Raw genomic sequence first — 16,575 nt, 5'->3', positions numbered from 1 at the left:
CTGCGACGCGGAAGCGTCGCGTTGGGCGTCACAGCGGCGGATGTCGCTCGGCGCGGTTCAGAACCAGAATAGGGGGCGCGCGCCGCGCGGGCGCGCCCGAGGGGCCCGCCTAGGCGGGCGGGCGCGCGGCGAGGCGCGCCCCGATCTCGCTCCGCGAGCCGACGCCGAGCTTCCGCATGGCGCGCGCGAGGTGGTTCTCCACGGTGCGCACGCTGAGCGACAGCCGCTCGGCGATCTCGCGGTTCTGCATGGTCGCGGCGAGGAGCGAGACCTCGCGCTCGCGCTTCGTGAGCCCGGGCTCGGCGCAGGCCGCAGGCCCCTCCCCCGCGACGGCCGCGGCGGCGACCGCGACGTCGGCCGCGAGCAGCGTGCGCAGCTCGCGGAGCGTCTCGTTGAGCGCGGTTCCGAAGGCGTCGTCGGCCGCATCGCTCCGCTGCCTGCGGTCGCGCTGCACGGCGGTGAGGAGCGTGATCGTGATCGCGATCTCGGCGTCGATCGAGAGCTGCTGGGCGAAGCGCGGGAGGGCGGGATCCTCCTCGATCGCGCTCCGCACGATCTCCATGATGTGGGGCGAGCCGTGGCTCGACGTGGCCGCGACGTCCTCGAGCTGCGCAAACACCGCGAGCGTCGGACGTTCGACGAAGGCGATGGCCGCGTACCCCCAGGCGGCGTCGGGGAGCTGCGCGTCCCGGCTCTCGCGAGCGATGCGGAGGAGCAGCTCGACCGCGGCGTCGGATTCGCCGTCGACGAGGAGCAGCACGGCCCGCCCGAACTCCGGGTTCATGGCGGGCAGCGGACCGTAGATGCCCGGGTAGCGGTGCGTCTCGGCGAGCACGGAGCGCGCGAGGTCGGGCTCGCCGTGGAGGTAGTGGAGGTACGCCGCCCAGCGCAGCTGCGCGAGGAAGAAGTCCGCGTAGGCGAGGCTCGGGCTGCCGATCGCGAAAGTGGTGCTCACGGTCTCGGTGGCGAGGCGGTCGCGGAAGGTGGCGGCCTGCTGCTGCGCGAGGAAGTACGCGGCGACGGTGATGCGGCGGTAGTCCTGCGTGGCGCGCGCGGCGCCGAACTCGGCGCGCAGCTCGCGCTCGTAGCTGTCCGGGGCGAGGACGCGCGAGTGCGTGATCGTGTTGCCGACCTGCGCGATCGCGAGCGACAGCTCGAGCTCGGGGTCGAGCTCGGAGAGGTCGAGCTCACCGTGGATCCAGCCCGCGACGACGCCGATGAAGTGCCGGATCGCGAGCGAGAACGTGTCGCGGAGCTCCGCCGATCCGCGCCACCACTCCTCGACGTCGGGGTGCATGCCGAAGCGGGAGAAGATCAGGTACGCCTCGAAGGCGGCGTAGGCCGCGCGCGCGGCGGGATCCGGTTCGCCCGCGACGAAGGCGCGCAGGCGTTCGCGGGCGCCCTCGCGCTTGCGCTGCGTGTCCCAGAACGCGAGGTGGAAGCCGAGCCGGATGGCCCAGGGGTCGGAGCCGCCGCCCGGGGTGCGCTCGAAGACGGCGCCGGCGCTCGCGATGTACCCGTCGGTCGCGACGAGGTGGTCGAGGTAGATGACGGCGTTCGTCACCGAGGGCTTGGCGCGCCACTCGCGCGCGGCGCGGGCGAGCTCGGCGTCCCGCTCGGAGCGGTGGAAGCGCGCGATCCCGGTGCCGAGGTTGTGGGTGCGATCGAAGGTCTCGGCGCGGGCGAGCTGCTCGGCGGCCCCCGCGTTGGCGCGCTCCTGCGCCGCGACGTCCTCGAGTTCGCGGAGCACGGAGGTGGCCTCGTAGTACAGCGGGTCGATCGGCTGATTCTGGAAGTAATCGCTGATCAGGGACGGGCGCGGCGCGACATAGGACACCCCGTCGGTGTCCGCGAAGGTCGTGAGCAGGCCGTGCTGCGTGAGCCCGATGAGCATGTCTCCCGCGACCGCGTGGAAGCGCTCGACGGGGATGCTCTCGGCGATCGCGAGTGCGTGCAGCACCCGGAACTCGGCGCGCTCGAGGCCGAAGATGAGGCGCTCGACGGTGGTGCGCAGGTGCACGTTCCAGAGCGTGTCCGCGGCGAGCGCCCAGCCGCTGTCCTCGCGGACGATCCGGCCCTCCCGTGCGGCGCTCCGGAGGATCGCGACGGCGATGCCGGTGAGTCCGGAGGACATCACGAGCACCTGGGCGAGCACCTCGGGCTGCGCCGGGGCGCCGAGCACGCTCTGCGCGAGCAGGCTGATCTGGGCGTAGCCAAGCGGGGTGAGCTCGAGGCGGGCGTCGGTGCGGATCTTGCTCGTGGCCGCGCGGCCGTGGGCATCGAGCATCGCGAACGGGGGCGCCGTGACGACGGCGGGGATCTCGCGCTCGCTCCGCGCCTGCTCGAGGAGGTACGCGGAGGACAGGTCGAGGTGCTCGGCGTCGTCGAGGAGGAGAAGCGGCCGGGTCGCGGCGTTCAGGGCGGCGTCGAGCTCGGCTGCGATGTCGCTCTCGCTCTGGGCGCCGCGGAGCCCCACGAGCCCGGCTTCGCGCAGCGCGACGTAGGACTGCTCGCGGAACGAGCGCCGCCCGGTCACCCGGAACGCCGTGAATCCGCGCGATTCCATGCCCGCCGCGATGTCGCCCAGGAGGTGGGTCCGGCCGGACTCGCGCGGCCCGACCATGCGCACCGAGGAGCCCTCGATGAGCAGTGCCTGGATTTCCCGAATTTCGCGTGCGCGCATGCGCCCTCCTGCCCGAAGTTCTGCTCCGGCGATGGCCGGGACCTCGCCACCGAGCGTATCCGGCCAGGGTGCCGCGCGCCAGAATCGCGTCGGGCGCGCGTGCTAGCCTGAGCCCGCCCAACGACGGGCGCGGGTGCCCGGACGGGCGCCCTCTTCTACAACGGATCGTCCGGCACGTGCCTGCCGGTGGAGGAAATCACATGTCAGCTCTCAGTTTCGACGGCGTCTCGCGGGTGTACCCGGGCGCCAGCTCCCCCTCGGTCGACGGGCTCTCTCTGGAGGTCGCCGATGGCGAGTTCCTCGTGCTCGTCGGCCCGTCCGGCTGCGGGAAGTCGACCACCCTGCGCATGCTCGCCGGCCTCGAGGAGGTCGACTCGGGCCGGATCCTGATCGGCGGCCGCGATGTCACGCACGTCCCACCGAAGGATCGGGACATCGCAATGGTGTTCCAGAACTACGCGCTCTACCCGCACATGACGGTGGCGGACAACATGGGCTTCGCGCTGAAGATCGCCGGCGTGCCCGCGGAGGAGCGCGCGGCGCGCGTGCTCGAGGCGGCACGGATGCTCGATCTGGAGGCGCTCCTCGATCGGAAGCCGAAGGCGCTCTCGGGCGGGCAGCGGCAGCGCGTCGCGATGGGCCGCGCGATCGTGCGGCAGCCGCAGGCGTTCCTGATGGACGAGCCGCTGTCGAACCTCGACGCGAAGCTCCGCGTGCAGACGCGCACCCAGATCGCGGCGCTCCAGCGGCGGCTCGGGGTGACGACCGTCTATGTGACCCACGATCAGACCGAGGCGCTCACGATGGGCGACCGGATCGCGGTGCTGAAGGAGGGCCGGCTGCAGCAGCTCGGCACGCCGCGGGAGCTCTACGAGACCCCGGCGAACGTGTTCGTGGCGGGCTTCATCGGCTCCCCCGCGATGAATCTGCTCCCCGCGGAGCTCGCGGGCGATCTCGTGCGCGTGGGCGCCGCCGAGCTCGCGGCTCCGCCCGCGGTGCGGGCCGCGGCCTCCGGCACCGGCGTGACGCTCGGCATCCGACCGGAGGACCTGGCGCTCGCTCCCGCGGGCGCGGCGGGCCTCCCCGTGATGATCGACCTCGTCGAGGAGCTCGGGGCCGATGGCTACCTCTACGGCCACGTGCACGGGGCGGCGGCCGATGCGCCGCGCACCGAGGTGGTGGCGCGCGTGAACGGTCGCGCGCACCCGGCCGCGGGCGAGCTCGTGTCGCTCGTCCCGGCGCCCGAGCATCTGCACTTCTTCGACGCGGCGACGGGCGAGCGCCTGGGCTGAGCGGGGCGGCGGCGGTCACAGTTCGGTTACGGGCCACCCATTCGTCACCGGAAGGACTTGCGAATCTTTAGTTCGTTAGTTTTACTAACTCCATGACCGCCGCAACGCCGCGCACCACGAACCCGAGCAGCACGCCCGGGCTCCCCGCCCGCACGCTCCGCCCTCGAGTCAAGGCGACCCTGGGCGACGCGAAGCGCCACAACCGCACGCTCATCCTGCAGACGCTCCACGACACGGGCGCGCAGAGCCGGGCTGATCTTGCCCGCGCGACAGGGCTCACGAAGGTGACCGTGTCCGGCCTCGTCGCCGATCTGATCGCGGAGGGCACGCTCCGCGAGCTCGGGCTCCGCGAGTCGCTGCGCCCCGGCAAGCCCGCCACCCTCGTCGACATCGCCCGCGACGCGTTCGCGGTCGTCGCGCTCGATCTGAGCGACCACCGCACCATGCGCGGCGCGGTCGTGACGATCGCTGGCACCGTGCTCGCGCGCGCCGAGGCCGACCGCGCAGAGGCGACGGGCGCGGCCGCCCAGGAGCTCGCGCTCGGGCTCGCCGCCGAGCTCGTTGCCGCGGCCGAACTGCCGCTCCTCGGCGTCGGCGTCGGCACGCCGGGCGTCGTCGACGACCAGGGCGTCGTGCGCACGGCCCCCAACCTCGGCTGGGAGAACCTGCCGCTCCGCGAGCTCCTCGCCGAGCGCACGGGCCTCCCCACCGTCGTCGCGAATGACGCGAACGTCGCCGCGCTCGCCGAGTACAGCTTCGGCGATTCGAGCGACAACTTCATCCTCGTCACCGTCGGCCACGGCGTCGGCTCGGGCCTCATCGTCGACGGCCACCCCGTGACCGGCAGCGGCTTCGCCTCCGGCGAGATCGGCCAGGTCATGGTCGGCACCGACCTCGGCCTCGACGCGCCCTACGCCCGCGACCAGGTGCTCGAGCACTGGTTGTCGGTGCCGTCGCTCACGGCGGCGACCGGTCCCGAGGTCTCCGCGTCCGAGCGCGAGCGTGTGCTCCGCGAGGCGGGCCAGCGCCTCGGCATCGTGCTCGCCCCCGTCGTCGGCATGCTGAACCTCGCCGAGATCGTCCTCGCGGGCCCGCTCGAACTCATCGGCGGCACGCTCGCCGACGCGACCCACGAGATTCTCCGCCGCCGCACGATGCCCGACTCCCACAGCGACCTCGTGCTGCGCACGAGCACGCAGGGACCGGATCTCGTGCTGCGCGGTGCGACGGCGACCGTCGTGAAAGCCCAGCTCGGGATCAGCTGACCCGGACAGGACCGCGCCCTCGGGCGCCATGAACGCTACACGCGGCACCCCGCGTGCGGCCCACCGAAAGGAAGAACACCATGAAGAGAAAGCTCACAGGTCTCACCGCTGCGGCCGTGGCCTCGGCGCTGCTGTTCACCGGCTGCAGCCAGGGGGCGCAGGGCGGCGGGGCAACGGAGGGTGAGGGCAAGTCGATCACGCTCTGGCTCGCGGGCGGGGACACCCCCGACGAGCTGCGCGACTACCTGAAGACCGAGTTCGCCGAGCAGACCGGTGCGACCCTGAAGATCGAGGAGCAGGGCTGGGGCGACCTCGTCACGAAGCTCACGACCGCGCTGCCCGACGCGAGCAACACCCCGGACGTCACCGAGATCGGCAACACGCAGTCGCCGACCTTCACGAACGTCGGCGCGTTCCTCGACATCAGCGATATGAAGGAGGAGCTCGGCGGCGACGACCTGCTCCCCTCCTTCGTCGAGGTGGGCGAGGTCGACGGGAAGAACTACACGCTCCCCTACTACTTCGGCTCGCGCTACATGTTCTATCGCAAGGACGTGTGGGACGCCGCCGGCGTCGCGCTCCCGACGACGCTCGCCGAGTTCAACTCGGCCGTGACGACGATCGCGGAGAAGAACCCGAAGGGGATCGAGAAGTTCTCCGGCTTCTACCTGGGCGGCCAGGACTGGCGCGACGGCATCTCGTGGATCTTTGCCAACGGCGGCGAGATCGCGGAGCAGCGCGACGGCAAGTGGGTCGCGACGCTCGACTCGCCGGAGGCGCTCCGCGGCCTCGAGCAGCTGCAGCAGATCTACCGCACCGCCTCGAACGCGCCGAACGACGCGAAGGACGCGAACCAGTACCAGTACCTGAACGACTCGGATCAGGTGAAGGACGAGGACGGCAACGTCACCGACGACCTCTCACTCGCGGCCGCGACGATCATGGCGCCGGGCTGGGCGCACTGGTCGATCGGCGATCTCGTGACCGGTGAGGACGGCGAGCCCGCGCGCGAGTGGAACGACGCCGTCTTCGGCACCTTCGTGCTCCCCGGCACGGACGGCGAGCCCGCCCCCGTGTTCGCGGGCGGCTCGAACCTCGGCATCTCCGCGAAGTCGAAGGAGCCGGAGCTCGCCAAGGAGCTGCTGCGCATCATCTACTCCGAGGAGTACCAGACGATGCTCGGCAAGAACGGCCTCGGCCCGGCGAACCAGCAGTACGCGTCCTCGCTCGGCGACGACCAGTTCGCGCAGGCGCTCATCGAGTCGGCATCGAACTCGAAGCTGACGCCGGCCGCGCCCGGTTGGGCGGCCGTCGAGGCGAAGAACGTCATGGAGGGCTTCTTCGCGCAGATCCGGGATGCCGATGATCTGCAGCAGCTCGCGCTCGACACGAACGCCGAGCTCGACGCGCTCCTCAACCAGAAGTAGCAGGTCACCGCGGGCCCGGCCGTTCGGCCGGGCCCGCACCACCCACCCACCGAGAGGTCACGATGACTCAGAGCGCCCCGACCGCACGCCCGCGGCGCCGCGTCCGGCTCACCCCGTACGCGCTCCTCCTGCCGGCGACCCTCATCGTGCTGCTCGCGCTCGGGTACCCGATCGTGTGGCAGGTCATCACGTCGATGCAGCACTTCGGCCTCGCGCAGCAGTTCGGGCAGCCGCCCGAGTGGGTGTGGTTCGCGAACTACGCCGAGCTGTTCACGAGCCCGACGACCTGGCTCGTCGTGGCGCGCTCGATCGCGTTCTGCCTCCTCGCCGCCGGCTCGACGATGGTCGTCGGCGTCGCCCTCGCGCTGCTCATGCAGGCGATCCCCACCTGGACGCGGATCACGCTGCAGATCGCCCTGCTCCTCGCCTGGGCCACCCCCGTCGTCGCCGCCATGACCATCTGGAACTGGATCTTCGACTGGCGGCGCGGGCTCGTGAACTGGATCCTCACGGGCTTCGGCCTCCCCATGCAGGGCCACAACTGGCTCCAGGAGCCGCTCTCCTTCTTCGCCGTCGCGCTCATCATCGTCGTCTGGATGAGCGTGCCGTTCGTCGCGTTCTCGGTGTACGCGGCGCTCACGCAGGTGCCCGGTGAGGTGCTCGAGGCCGCGCAGATGGACGGCGCGACCCCCTGGCAGCGCCTCCGCTACATCATCATCCCGGTGATCAAGCCCGTGCTCGGGATCGTCATGCTCCTCCAGATCATCTGGGACCTGCGCGTGTTCACGCAGATCAAGCTCCTGCAGGATCGCGGCTCGATCGCCAGCCAGACCGACGTGCTCGGCACGTACATCTACCAGCTCGGCGTCGGCTCGAGCGACTTCGCCATGGCGAGCGCGATGTCGATCTTCGTCCTGCTCCTCACCGTCGCCCTCAGCTGGGCCTACGTCCGGAACCTCGTCAAGGAGGATGCACAGCCATGAGCCGCGCAGACACCCGATCCATGACCGCACCGCTCGCGGTCGTGCGCCAGCGCGGGCACGAGCGGCCGCGCCGCCGCACCCGCACCATCCTCGGCGCGCTCGCCGTGATCCTCGCCGCCGTGTGGGCCTTCCCCGTGTACTGGATGCTCAACTCGGCGCTGCTCCCGAACGTGGTGCTCGAGCAGACCCGGCCGACGCTCCTCCCCATCGGGGGATCGCTCAAGAACTTCGCGGCCGTCTTCGCCGACGGCAGCTTCCTCCGCGCGCTCGGGATCAGCCTCGCGGTCGCCGGCATCGCCGTCGTGTGCTGCCTCGTCTTCGCGTTCCTCGCCGCGCTCGCAATCAGCCGCTTCCGGTTCCGTGGCCGCCGCAGCTTCGTCCTCGCGGTCCTCTTCATTCAGATGCTCCCGGCCGAGGGCATGTTCATCGCGCAGTACAAGCTGATGGGCTCGCTCAACCTGCTGAACTCCGTGATCGGCGTGAGCATCATCTATATCGCCGCCGTCGTGCCGTTCACCATCTGGATGCTGCGCGGCTTCGTCGCGGGCATCCCCGCGGAGCTCGAGGAAGCTGCCATGGTCGATGGGCTGAGCCGCACGCAGGCGTTCCTGCGGATCACCTTCCCGCTCCTCGCCCCCGGACTCGTCGCGAGCGGCGTCTACGCCTTCCTCCAGGCCTGGAACGAATTCACGGTCGCGCTCGTCATCCTGCAGGACTCGAGCATGCAGACGCTGCCGCTCTGGCTGCGCGGCTTCATCCAGCAGTCCTCCTCGCGCGCGATCGACTGGGGCGAGGTCATGGCCGCGTCGACGCTCGTCGCGGTCCCCGTGATCATCTTCTTCCTGTTCGTACAGGGGCGCATGACGAGCGGGCTCGTGAGCGGGGCGGTGAAGGGATGAGCGCGGACGAGCTCCGGCGCGCGGTGCGCGCGACGCTCATGCCCGGCTTCGCGGGGACCGAGGCGCCCGAGTGGATCCTCGGGCTCCTGGCCGACGGGCTGCGCGCCGTCTGCATCTACGGCCAGAACGTTTCTGATCGGGAGCAGCTCACCGCGCTCGGCGCGCAGCTGCGCGCCGCAGCACCCGGCGCCATCGTCGGCATCGACGAGGAGGGGGGCGAGGTCACCCGGCTGCACTACCGCACCGGCGCGCCCTACCCCGGCGCTGCGATCCTCGGCCGGATCGACGACACCGCGTACACGGAGGAGATCGGCCGCCGAGTCGCCGCCGACATCCTCGCCGCGGGCTTCCCCCTCGCGCTCGCGCCCGACGCGGACGTGAACAGCACCCCCGAGAACCCCGTGATCGGCACGCGCAGCTTCGGCGCGGAGCCGGAACTCGCGGCGCGGCACACGGCGGCCTGGGTGCGCGGGCTCCAGGCCGGCGGCGCGATCGCGTGCCCGAAGCACTTCCCGGGCCACGGCGACACGGCGCAGGACTCGCACCTCATGCTCCCCACCGTCGACGTGGACCTCGACGTGCTGCGTGCCCGCGAGCTGCCGCCGTTCCGCGCCGCGATCGCCGCCGGCGCGCGCGCCATCATGACCTCGCACATCCTGCTCCCCCGAATCGATCCGGAGGCCCCGGCGACGCTCAGCCCCCGGATCCTCCAGGGCCTGCTCCGCGACGAGCTCGGCTTCACGGGCGCGATCGTCTCGGACGCGCTCGACATGGCCGGCGCGAGCGGCGAGATCGGGATCCCGGAGGCCGCCGTGCGCGCACTCGCGGCGGGCTGCGACCTGCTCTGCCTCGGCACCGCGAGCGGCGAGGAAGAGGTGCGCGAGATCGAGGACCAGGTGCTCGCGGCGATCGCCGCGGGGCGGCTCGACGCCGCGCGCGTCCACGAAGCCGCCGCGCGGGTCCACGAGCTCGCGGCCGGCGTCGGCCCCGCGCAGGCGGGCGCGGCGGGACCCGGCACAGCGATCGCGCCGCTCCCCGACGACGCCGAGATCGCACGCGTCGCAGCGAGCTTCGCCGGGCGCGCGCACGCAATGGCCTGGCTCGCGGAGCACCCGCGCGCACGGGTGATCCGCATCGACGCCGAGGCCAATCAGGCGATCGGCGCGGCACCGTGGGGGCCCTTCGCCCCCGCGGCGGCGGAGCTCGCACCCGCGGCGGCGGCGAGGTTCGCGGCGCGCGGGATCCGGACCGTGAGCGCGTCCGACGCGGCGCGCGGCGGCCTCTCAGACGGGCACCCCGAGGACGGCTCGGGCGTGCTCGTGATCGGCCGCGACCTGCACCGCTCCGCCGCAGCCGCGGGCATCTCGGAGCTCCGCGCCGCGGGGACTCCCGTGCTCACGGTCGATCTCGGCTGGCCGGACGCCCCGGGGGCTCCGGGCGGGCTCGCGGAACTCGCGGGCTTCGGCTCCTCGGCGCTCGCCGGGGCAGCGCTCCTGCGCATCACCGAGGGGACGGACGTATGAGCGGCGCGCTCCGCATCGGCATGGACATCGGCGGTTCGAAGACCGAGGCCGTGGCGCTCGACGAGGCGGGCCGGGTCGTGGCAACGACGCGGCTGCACACAACGGGCGGCGCGGCGGGCGTGCTCGACACCGCGAGCTCCGCGATCGCGGCGCTCGCTCGGGAGACCGGCCGGGCGACGCACGAGTTCGCCGCCGTGGGGATCGGGATCCCCGGGCAGATCGACCGGGCGGCCGGAGTCGTGAAGCACGCCTACAACATCGGCATCGATCACCTCCCGCTCGCCGCGCGCCTCGCGGAGCGGACGGGGCTCGACATCTCGCTCGACAACGACGTGACGGCCGCCGCGATCGGAGCCGCACACCTCATGGAGCTGCGCGGCACGCTCGCCTACCTGAACCTCGGCACCGGGCTGTCGGCCGGGCTCGTGGTCGACGGGTCGCCCCTGCGCGGCGCGCACGGCGTCACGGGAGAGATCGGGCACCTCCCCGTCGACCCGCTCGGGCGGCCGTGCCCCTGCGGGCAGCGCGGCTGCCTGGAGACCGTGGCGAGCGGCTCCGCGCTCAGAACGTTCTGGCCGGCGGGCGGCGATCACCCGGGGCGCGTGCTCCTCAGCGCCGTCGACGCGGGCGATCCGGACGCCGCAGCAGCGTTCGGCCACCTCGTCCGCGGGGCGGCAAGCTGCGTGCGCCTGCTCGTGCTCGCGATGGACCCGCACACCGTGGTGATCGGCGGCGGGCTGCGCCTGCTCGGCCCGCGCCTGATCGACGGGATCCGCGCCACGCTCGACACGTGGGCCGCCGATTCCCCGTTCCTCTCCGAGCTGGAGCTGAGCGGCCGGGTCCAGGTGCTCGCGGCGGATTCGCCCGCCGCGGCGGTCGGCGCGGCCCTCGCGGGCGCCGATTGAGGTCACGGTTCTCTTCCGGATCCCTCGTTCGGGGCTTGCGCCACCCGAAGCAGCCGCTAGCCTAAGGGTATGACCGATCTCAGACTCGAAGAACTCTCGGCCGCGACCATCGTCGCTGTGAACACGCTCGGTCTGAAGCCCGGCCAGGAGCAGTTCATCACGCCCGTCTCCTACGCGGCAGCCGCCGCGGTCACCCCGGCGCACACCGCCTGGCAGCGCGTCATCCTGGACGGCGACGAGGTCGTCGGCTTCATCCACGGCAACTTCGATCCCGACGCCGCGCAGGAGGAGTTCCGTGCGGCGCTCTGGCGCATCAACGTCGACGCTGACGCGCAGGGCGCGGGCGTCGGCACCTTCGCCGTCGGCGCGCTGATCGACGAGGCGCGCCGCCGCGGCGTCGATCGCCTCACCGTGCTCTGGGAGCGCGGCGAGGACGGCCCGGAGGAGTTCTTCCTGCACATCGGCTTCGTCCCGGTCGGGGAGACCCCGTACGGCGAAGTCATCGGCGCCATCACTCTGTAGCCGGGAGTGGCTCACTCCCTCACCCAGAGCTCGCGCGGGGTCCTCGCCTCGGTCGCCTCGTCCGTGGCGTTCGCCGGGGTCTACTTCGTCACGCCCATGCTCGCCCCCGCGTCCGCGGAGGCCGTGTGGGGGATCCGGATCCTGCTCACGATCCCGATGATCGCGCTCGCGCTCATCACTGTGCGTCAGTGGCACCTCGCCGCCGACGTCCTCGCGCGCGTGCGGATGCGCCCCGTGCTCGGACTCGGGATCCTGGCCTGCGGCCTCCTCGTCTCGGCGCAGCTCTGGGTGTTCAGCTGGGCGCCCATGCACGGCCGCGGCCTCCAGGTCGCCCTCGGCTACTTCCTCCTGCCGCTCGTACTCGTCGTAGTCGGCAAGTTCCTCTACGGCGACCGGCTCGTCTGGTGGCAGTGGCTCGCCGCGGGGATCGCCGCGATCGGAGTGGCCTTCGAACTCATCCGGGTGGGCGGGGTGTCGTGGGAGACGCTGCTCGTCGCGCTCGGCTACCCCGTCTACTTCGTGCTGCGCCGCGCGCTCGGCACCGCGCACCTCGGCGGCATGTTCTGGGAGTTCATCGCCGTCGCGGTCATCGCGGGCACGTTCGTCATCCGCGAGATCGTGATCGGCGAGGCCACCGCGGCCAACCCGGCCCTCTGGTGGGCGGCACCGCTCTTCGCCCTGTGGACGGGCGTCGCGCTCATGCTCTACCTCACCGCCTCACGGCTCCTCACGCTCAGCCTCTTCGGGCTGCTCAGCTACCTCGAGCCGGCGCTGCTCGTCGTCGCGTCGCTGCTCAACGGCGAGCGCATCGGAGCCGGGGAGTGGCTCACCTACGGCACGATCTGGACGGCGGTGGGCGTGATCCTGATCGGCGGGGTCGTCACCCTGCTGCGCGAGCGCCGGCGGCCCGGCCCGGCCACCCGTTCCTGAGACCGGGAGACCTGCGACGGCGGCCGCTCTCAGGGCCGCTCGCCGGCCCGCTCGCGCCCCCCGCTACGCCCTGCGCGATCCCGCCCCACGGCGCCGCGCTTCGCGTGTAGGGTTCTCGCATGAGTGATGTGACGGCCGAAGCGTGCGAGCACGAGACCCACGGGTACATTGGCCACAAGGACGACCTGCTGAAGCGGCTGCGCCGCGCGGAGGGTCAGGTCCGCGGCGTCCACCGCATGGTGGAGGAGGACGCGTACTGCATCGACATCCTGACGCAGGTGTCCGCTGCGACCAAGGCGCTCGAGCGCGTGGCGCTCGCGCTGCTCGACGACCACCTGCGGCACTGCGTTGCATCGGCTGCGGCGGATGGCGGCGAGGTCGCCGCTGAGAAGCTCGAAGAGGCGTCGGCCGCGATCGCGCGCCTCGTCCGCTGAGCGGAGCACGCCACACGTGAGGCGCCGCGGTCCCCACCGCGGCGCCTCACGGGCGTGAACGCCTCGTGCGCGGCACTGCTGCACGCGCACGAGGCGACCCCCGTGTGCTTGTAACGCGCTCTCCCCCGAGAGCGCCCACCCGCGCGGGCTGCATCCCGCGGTGAGGTGGCGCCGGTCCGCGTCCCGTCTCCGGGTCGCCTGACGAGCCACTCTCACACTACCGAGCGCGAGGGGGGAAGCCCCCTGCCGAGCGGGCCAAATCACCCTCCGTTTCACCCGCCGTTCACCCGTGGCGGACGAGCTCAGATCAGGCCGCGCCGCTCGGCTTCGAGCACCGCCGCGCTGCGCTGCGAGACCCCGAGTTTCCGATAGACCGAGCGCAGCTGCGTCTTCAGGGTGTTCATCGAGATGAACTGCGCCGCCGCGATCTCCTCCCGGCTGCTCCCCCCGGCGAGCAGCGCGAGCACCTCGAGCTCGCGCTCCGTGAGGTGGCGGCCGGCGCCGGCCGTCGCCCGGGCGAAGGAGGACAGCGCCGCGGGGTCCGTCTCGGGCCACTCCGGGATCGCACCCTCCGCGATCCGGCGCACGTCGGGCACGAACTGCTCGGCGTCCTCAGCGGTAAAGCGGCCGGGCAGCCGCATCGCGCGCACGAGCACGGCCTCGCACTCCGTGCGCTGCTCGAGGCGGAGGTGCGTCGCGGCGAGCAGCGCGTGCCGCAGCACGGCGACGCGGCGCAGCCCCGCCTCCATCTCGGGCATGCGCAGGAGCTGCTGGAGCGCGCGGCGCGGCTGGCCCACCTTGAGGCTCACGAGCGCCTCTCCGAGCTGCGTCCGGGGCAGCTCGGGATCCGCGGTCGAGATGAGCCGCTCCGCCTCGTGCGCGTTGTCGCGCGCGAGCATGTTCCCCGCCCGGAGCAGCGCGACCATGCTGCCGGGGTAGCCGACGCCCGCGGTGCGGGGCAGCGACATCCCGTCGAACATCTCGAGCCGCCGCTGCGCCTCGGCCTCCTCGCCCTGCGCCACGAGGATTCGGTTGGTCGCGATCGCCCCGAAGGGCCACATCTCGCCGACCTGACCGAGCGGGATCGCGTCGAGCCGCGCGCGGGCCGCATCCGGCTCCGCCTCGAGCAGCGCGGAGGCGAGCCCCAGGATCGCGTCGATCCCCGGCTCGAGCCAGCTCGTCGTGCGGGAGATCTCGGCGGCACGCTCGGCGCAGCGCCGGGCGATCACGGGGTCGCCGTCGCAGGCCTCGATGAGCGCGGCCTTCGCGTAGGCCTCGCGGAGGAGGCAGCGGAGCACGGGCGCCGGTGGGTGCATCCAGGCCTCGGTGAAGTGGCCGAGCGCCTGGGCGACGTCGCCCGCGAGCATGGCCGTCGTGCCGAGCTGCACGGAGAGGAACAGATCCCAGCCGCCGCGCCGGTCGAACACCGCGTTCGGCTCGAGCCGCTTGGCGACGATCTCCTCACCGGCGCGCACGGCCTCGCGCGTCTGCCCGCGCAGCCGGTGCTCGAACATCCGGGCGAAGGGCTCCGCCTCGGGGAGTACCTCCTGGTTCTGCCTGGCCGCCGTGAGCGGCGTCTCGACGGGGTCGCCCAGGAGGAACGCGTACACCCCGCCCACCACGCTCGAGCGCGGTGCTCCGCGCCGGATCAGATCGCCGAGCAGCCCGCGCAGCCGGCTCGGCGTGCTCCCGAACCAGACTTCGAGCGCGTACAGATCGAAGTAGCACAGCGCCTCATCGATCGTGTCCTGCGCGCACGCCGCTTCGAACTCCCTGACCGCGTCAGCGAGCTGTCGATACCCTGAATTTGTCTCCACGTCCGCCCCAACACTTGATATGTTCCCCCGGGTTCCAGCCTAGCGACCTCGCCCTGAGGACACAGCCGCGAAGGGGGCCAGCGCGTAGACTGGGAGTACCCGAGGCCACACGGTACGCGATCGGAAGGATCCCACATGGGAGCAGCACCCCGTCCCCCCGCCCACACCGATGCCGCCGAGGAGGGCTTCGAGCTCGCCTCCCCCGGCCAGGTCGACATCACTCCCGAGATCGATGAGATCGGCGAGCTCCTCGGGAAGGGCCGCCCCGCGAACAACAGCCCGGACGCCCCCTGGCGGCAGGGCTACCCCTACGCGAGCAAGATCTCGCGCAAGGACTACGAGGAGCAGAAGCGGATCCTGCAGATCGAGCTGCTGAAACTCCAGGCCTGGGTCAAGGAGAGCGGCGAGCGGATCGTGATCCTCTTCGAGGGCCGTGACGCCGCGGGCAAGGGCGGCGCGATCAAGCGCTTCACCGAGCATCTGAACCCCCGCGGCGCGCGCGTCGTCGCCCTGGAGATCCCGACAGAGCGCGAGCGCACGCAGTGGTACTTCCAGCGCTACGTGCAGCACCTCCCCGCCGCGGGCGAGATCGTGCTCTTCGACCGCTCCTGGTACAACCGCGCCGGGGTCGAGCGGGTCATGGGCTACTGCTCGCCGCAGGAGTACCTCGACTTCACGCGCGCGGCCCCCGAGTTCGAGCGGATGCTCGTGAACTCCGGGATCCACCTCGTGAAGTTCTGGTTCTCCGTGGGCAAAGCGGAGCAGCACGAGCGCTTCATGTCGCGCTCGCAGGACCCCGTGAAGCAGTGGAAGCTGTCGCCCACGGACCTCGCGAGCCTCGACAAGTGGGACGAGTACACGGCCGCCAAGCAGGCGATGTTCTTCTACACCGACACCCCGCAGACGCCGTGGACTGTCGTGAAGTCGAACGACAAGAAGCGCGCCCGCCTCGAGGCGATCCGCTGGGTGCTCGCGCGCTTCGATTACCCGGGCAAGGATCTCGAGGTCGTCGGCACCCCCGACCCGCTCGTGATCGGCTCGCCCGCGACGGTCTACGACGATGGCGAGACGCCGAGCAACGGCTTCCCCGTCATCGCGTCCTGAGCGGCGCTCCGTCGCGCTCCCGCGTGCGCTGCCCCTTGCGCTCGCGCACCGGGGGCGCGACGATGAGTCTATGAGCGACGCAGCCGAGACCCCGCGCCCCCCGTCCGCACCCCCGGCCCACTCCGCGGGCCCCGAGGAAGTCAGCTACACGCTGCTCGCCGTGTTCCGGCTGAGCTCGTCGCACCCCGTCGTGCTCGACGGGCGCGACGTCCCCGCGATCGTCCAGGAGCTCGAGGACGTCACGGCGTCGCTCGCCGACGAGGACGTGCGCGTGCAGGGCTGGTACGACGTGAGCGGCCTCCGCTCCGATGCGGACCTCATGGTGCGGCTCCAGGGCACCGAAATCGAGGACCTGCAGTGGGGGCTCCGTCAGCTGCGGCGCTGCGCACTGCTCCGCCCACTGATCCGGGCCTGGAGCGCGATCGGCGCCGAGATCGGCCCGAGCGCCGTCGCCGCGCGCGCTGCCGAGCCGGGCGCCCCGGCCGACTGGCTCGCCTGCGCCACCGCGGAGATCCCCGACGAGGCCCGGCTGACGGCGCTGAGCTCGCCCGACGCGACCCTGCGCGTGTTCGAGGCGGCCGGGCTGTCGGAGGCGGACTGGCTCGTGACCGCCGAGTCCGATGATCCGCTCGAGCTCATTCGCATCGTGCGCCAGCTCGGCTCCGCGACCGCGGCCATCGCCGCCGTGCACCCGCGCTACACCGGGCGGAGCATCGAGCCCGCCGAGATCGTCGAGGTGCTCCAGTAGCGCGCACCGGTCGACGAAGCGAAACGGGCGGCGGGCGGACACT

Annotated in this window: 14 protein-coding genes; 12 read left to right on the top strand and 2 right to left on the bottom strand. The window is 72.2% G+C overall.

The features are described 5' to 3' along the window. Positions 1-109: 109 nt before the first annotated feature. Positions 110-2,683, bottom strand: coding sequence for a LuxR family transcriptional regulator (locus U874_RS15885; RefSeq protein WP_025133130.1), 2,574 nt, complete (start codon positions 2,681-2,683; stop codon positions 110-112). Positions 2,684-2,883: 200 nt separating this feature from the next. On the opposite strand from U874_RS15885, the gene U874_RS0103315 reads away from it, so the two are divergent. The 10 genes from U874_RS0103315 (at position 2,884) to U874_RS0103270 (ending at position 12,863) form a co-directional block, all read left to right on the top strand. Further along, on the top strand, positions 2,884-3,975 hold the full coding sequence (locus tag U874_RS0103315; protein WP_025133129.1) for an ABC transporter ATP-binding protein: 1,092 nt from the start codon (positions 2,884-2,886) through the stop codon (positions 3,973-3,975). 92 nt (positions 3,976-4,067) lie between these two features. Continuing rightward, entirely contained in the window at positions 4,068-5,240 is a 1,173-nt protein-coding gene (locus tag U874_RS0103310) for an ROK family transcriptional regulator (protein WP_025133128.1), read from the top strand. A gap of 80 nt (positions 5,241-5,320) precedes the next feature. Continuing rightward, complete coding sequence (locus tag U874_RS0103305) at positions 5,321-6,667, top strand: extracellular solute-binding protein (RefSeq protein WP_025133127.1); 1,347 nt, start codon at positions 5,321-5,323, stop codon at positions 6,665-6,667. Between the two features lie 62 nt (positions 6,668-6,729). Beyond that, positions 6,730-7,650: a carbohydrate ABC transporter permease gene (locus U874_RS0103300; RefSeq protein ID WP_025133126.1), complete on the top strand. Its 921-nt coding sequence runs from the start codon at positions 6,730-6,732 to the stop codon at positions 7,648-7,650. Beyond that, positions 7,647-8,549 (top strand): carbohydrate ABC transporter permease, encoded by a 903-nt coding sequence (locus U874_RS0103295; RefSeq protein ID WP_025133125.1) that lies wholly within the window; start codon positions 7,647-7,649, stop codon positions 8,547-8,549. Before U874_RS0103300 ends, U874_RS0103295 begins: the two co-directional genes overlap by 4 nt. Next, positions 8,546-10,072 (top strand): glycoside hydrolase family 3 protein, encoded by a 1,527-nt coding sequence (locus U874_RS0103290; RefSeq protein WP_025133124.1) that lies wholly within the window; start codon positions 8,546-8,548, stop codon positions 10,070-10,072. The genes U874_RS0103295 and U874_RS0103290 overlap by 4 nt, the downstream gene beginning before the upstream one ends. Next, a complete protein-coding gene (locus tag U874_RS0103285) occupies positions 10,069-10,977 on the top strand; it encodes an ROK family protein (RefSeq protein ID WP_025133123.1) in 909 nt (302 codons plus the stop codon). The genes U874_RS0103290 and U874_RS0103285 overlap by 4 nt, the downstream gene beginning before the upstream one ends. 69 nt (positions 10,978-11,046) lie before the next feature. Continuing rightward, the gene (locus U874_RS0103280) at positions 11,047-11,499 is read left to right on the top strand and encodes a GNAT family N-acetyltransferase (RefSeq protein WP_025133122.1); all 453 of its coding nucleotides are present in this window, start codon (positions 11,047-11,049) and stop codon (positions 11,497-11,499) included. A gap of 6 nt (positions 11,500-11,505) precedes the next feature. After that, complete coding sequence (gene rarD, locus U874_RS0103275; RefSeq protein ID WP_025133121.1) at positions 11,506-12,429, top strand: EamA family transporter RarD; 924 nt, start codon at positions 11,506-11,508, stop codon at positions 12,427-12,429. Between the two features lie 119 nt (positions 12,430-12,548). Continuing rightward, complete coding sequence (locus U874_RS0103270; protein ID WP_025133120.1) at positions 12,549-12,863, top strand: metal-sensitive transcriptional regulator; 315 nt, start codon at positions 12,549-12,551, stop codon at positions 12,861-12,863. A gap of 302 nt (positions 12,864-13,165) precedes the next feature. Here the strand turns inward: U874_RS0103270 and U874_RS15635 are convergent, their stop codons facing one another. Then, positions 13,166-14,680: a helix-turn-helix transcriptional regulator gene (locus tag U874_RS15635; protein WP_025133119.1), complete on the bottom strand. Its 1,515-nt coding sequence runs from the start codon at positions 14,678-14,680 to the stop codon at positions 13,166-13,168. A 135-nt stretch (positions 14,681-14,815) separates the two neighbouring features. Here U874_RS15635 and ppk2 point away from each other — a divergent pair, with 135 nt between their 5' ends. Together ppk2 and U874_RS0103255 are read left to right on the top strand one after the other, a co-directional pair. Further along, positions 14,816-15,784, top strand: coding sequence for a polyphosphate kinase 2 (ppk2, locus tag U874_RS0103260; protein WP_025133118.1), 969 nt, complete (start codon positions 14,816-14,818; stop codon positions 15,782-15,784). 70 nt (positions 15,785-15,854) lie between these two features. Continuing rightward, positions 15,855-16,532, top strand: a complete 678-nt coding sequence (locus U874_RS0103255; RefSeq protein WP_025133117.1) for a chlorite dismutase family protein — start codon at positions 15,855-15,857, stop codon at positions 16,530-16,532. Positions 16,533-16,575 lie beyond the last annotated feature (43 nt).

The sequence above is a fragment of the Leucobacter sp. PH1c genome (genome assembly GCF_000633415.1).
Lineage (GTDB): Bacteria > Actinomycetota > Actinomycetes > Actinomycetales > Microbacteriaceae > Leucobacter.
This window is presented reverse-complemented; position numbering and strand designations above follow the sequence as displayed.

What these genes read in the sequence shown, in the direction of transcription:
- U874_RS0103255 (WP_025133117.1), top strand. Translation starts at nt 15,855, where the DNA reads ATGAGCGACGCAGCCGAGACCCCGCGCCCCCCGTCCGCACCCCCGGCC.
- U874_RS0103270 (WP_025133120.1), top strand. Translation starts at nt 12,549, where the DNA reads ATGAGTGATGTGACGGCCGAAGCGTGCGAGCACGAGACCCACGGGTAC.
- U874_RS0103310 (WP_025133128.1), top strand. Translation starts at nt 4,068, where the DNA reads ATGACCGCCGCAACGCCGCGCACCACGAACCCGAGCAGCACGCCCGGG.
- U874_RS0103285 (WP_025133123.1), top strand. Translation starts at nt 10,069, where the DNA reads ATGAGCGGCGCGCTCCGCATCGGCATGGACATCGGCGGTTCGAAGACC.
- U874_RS0103315 (WP_025133129.1), top strand. Translation starts at nt 2,884, where the DNA reads ATGTCAGCTCTCAGTTTCGACGGCGTCTCGCGGGTGTACCCGGGCGCC.
- U874_RS15885 (WP_025133130.1), bottom strand. Translation starts at nt 2,683, where the DNA reads ATGCGCGCACGCGAAATTCGGGAAATCCAGGCACTGCTCATCGAGGGC.
- U874_RS0103280 (WP_025133122.1), top strand. Translation starts at nt 11,047, where the DNA reads ATGACCGATCTCAGACTCGAAGAACTCTCGGCCGCGACCATCGTCGCT.
- U874_RS0103300 (WP_025133126.1), top strand. Translation starts at nt 6,730, where the DNA reads ATGACTCAGAGCGCCCCGACCGCACGCCCGCGGCGCCGCGTCCGGCTC.
- ppk2 (WP_025133118.1), top strand. Translation starts at nt 14,816, where the DNA reads ATGGGAGCAGCACCCCGTCCCCCCGCCCACACCGATGCCGCCGAGGAG.
- U874_RS0103290 (WP_025133124.1), top strand. Translation starts at nt 8,546, where the DNA reads ATGAGCGCGGACGAGCTCCGGCGCGCGGTGCGCGCGACGCTCATGCCC.
- U874_RS0103305 (WP_025133127.1), top strand. Translation starts at nt 5,321, where the DNA reads ATGAAGAGAAAGCTCACAGGTCTCACCGCTGCGGCCGTGGCCTCGGCG.
- U874_RS0103295 (WP_025133125.1), top strand. Translation starts at nt 7,647, where the DNA reads ATGAGCCGCGCAGACACCCGATCCATGACCGCACCGCTCGCGGTCGTG.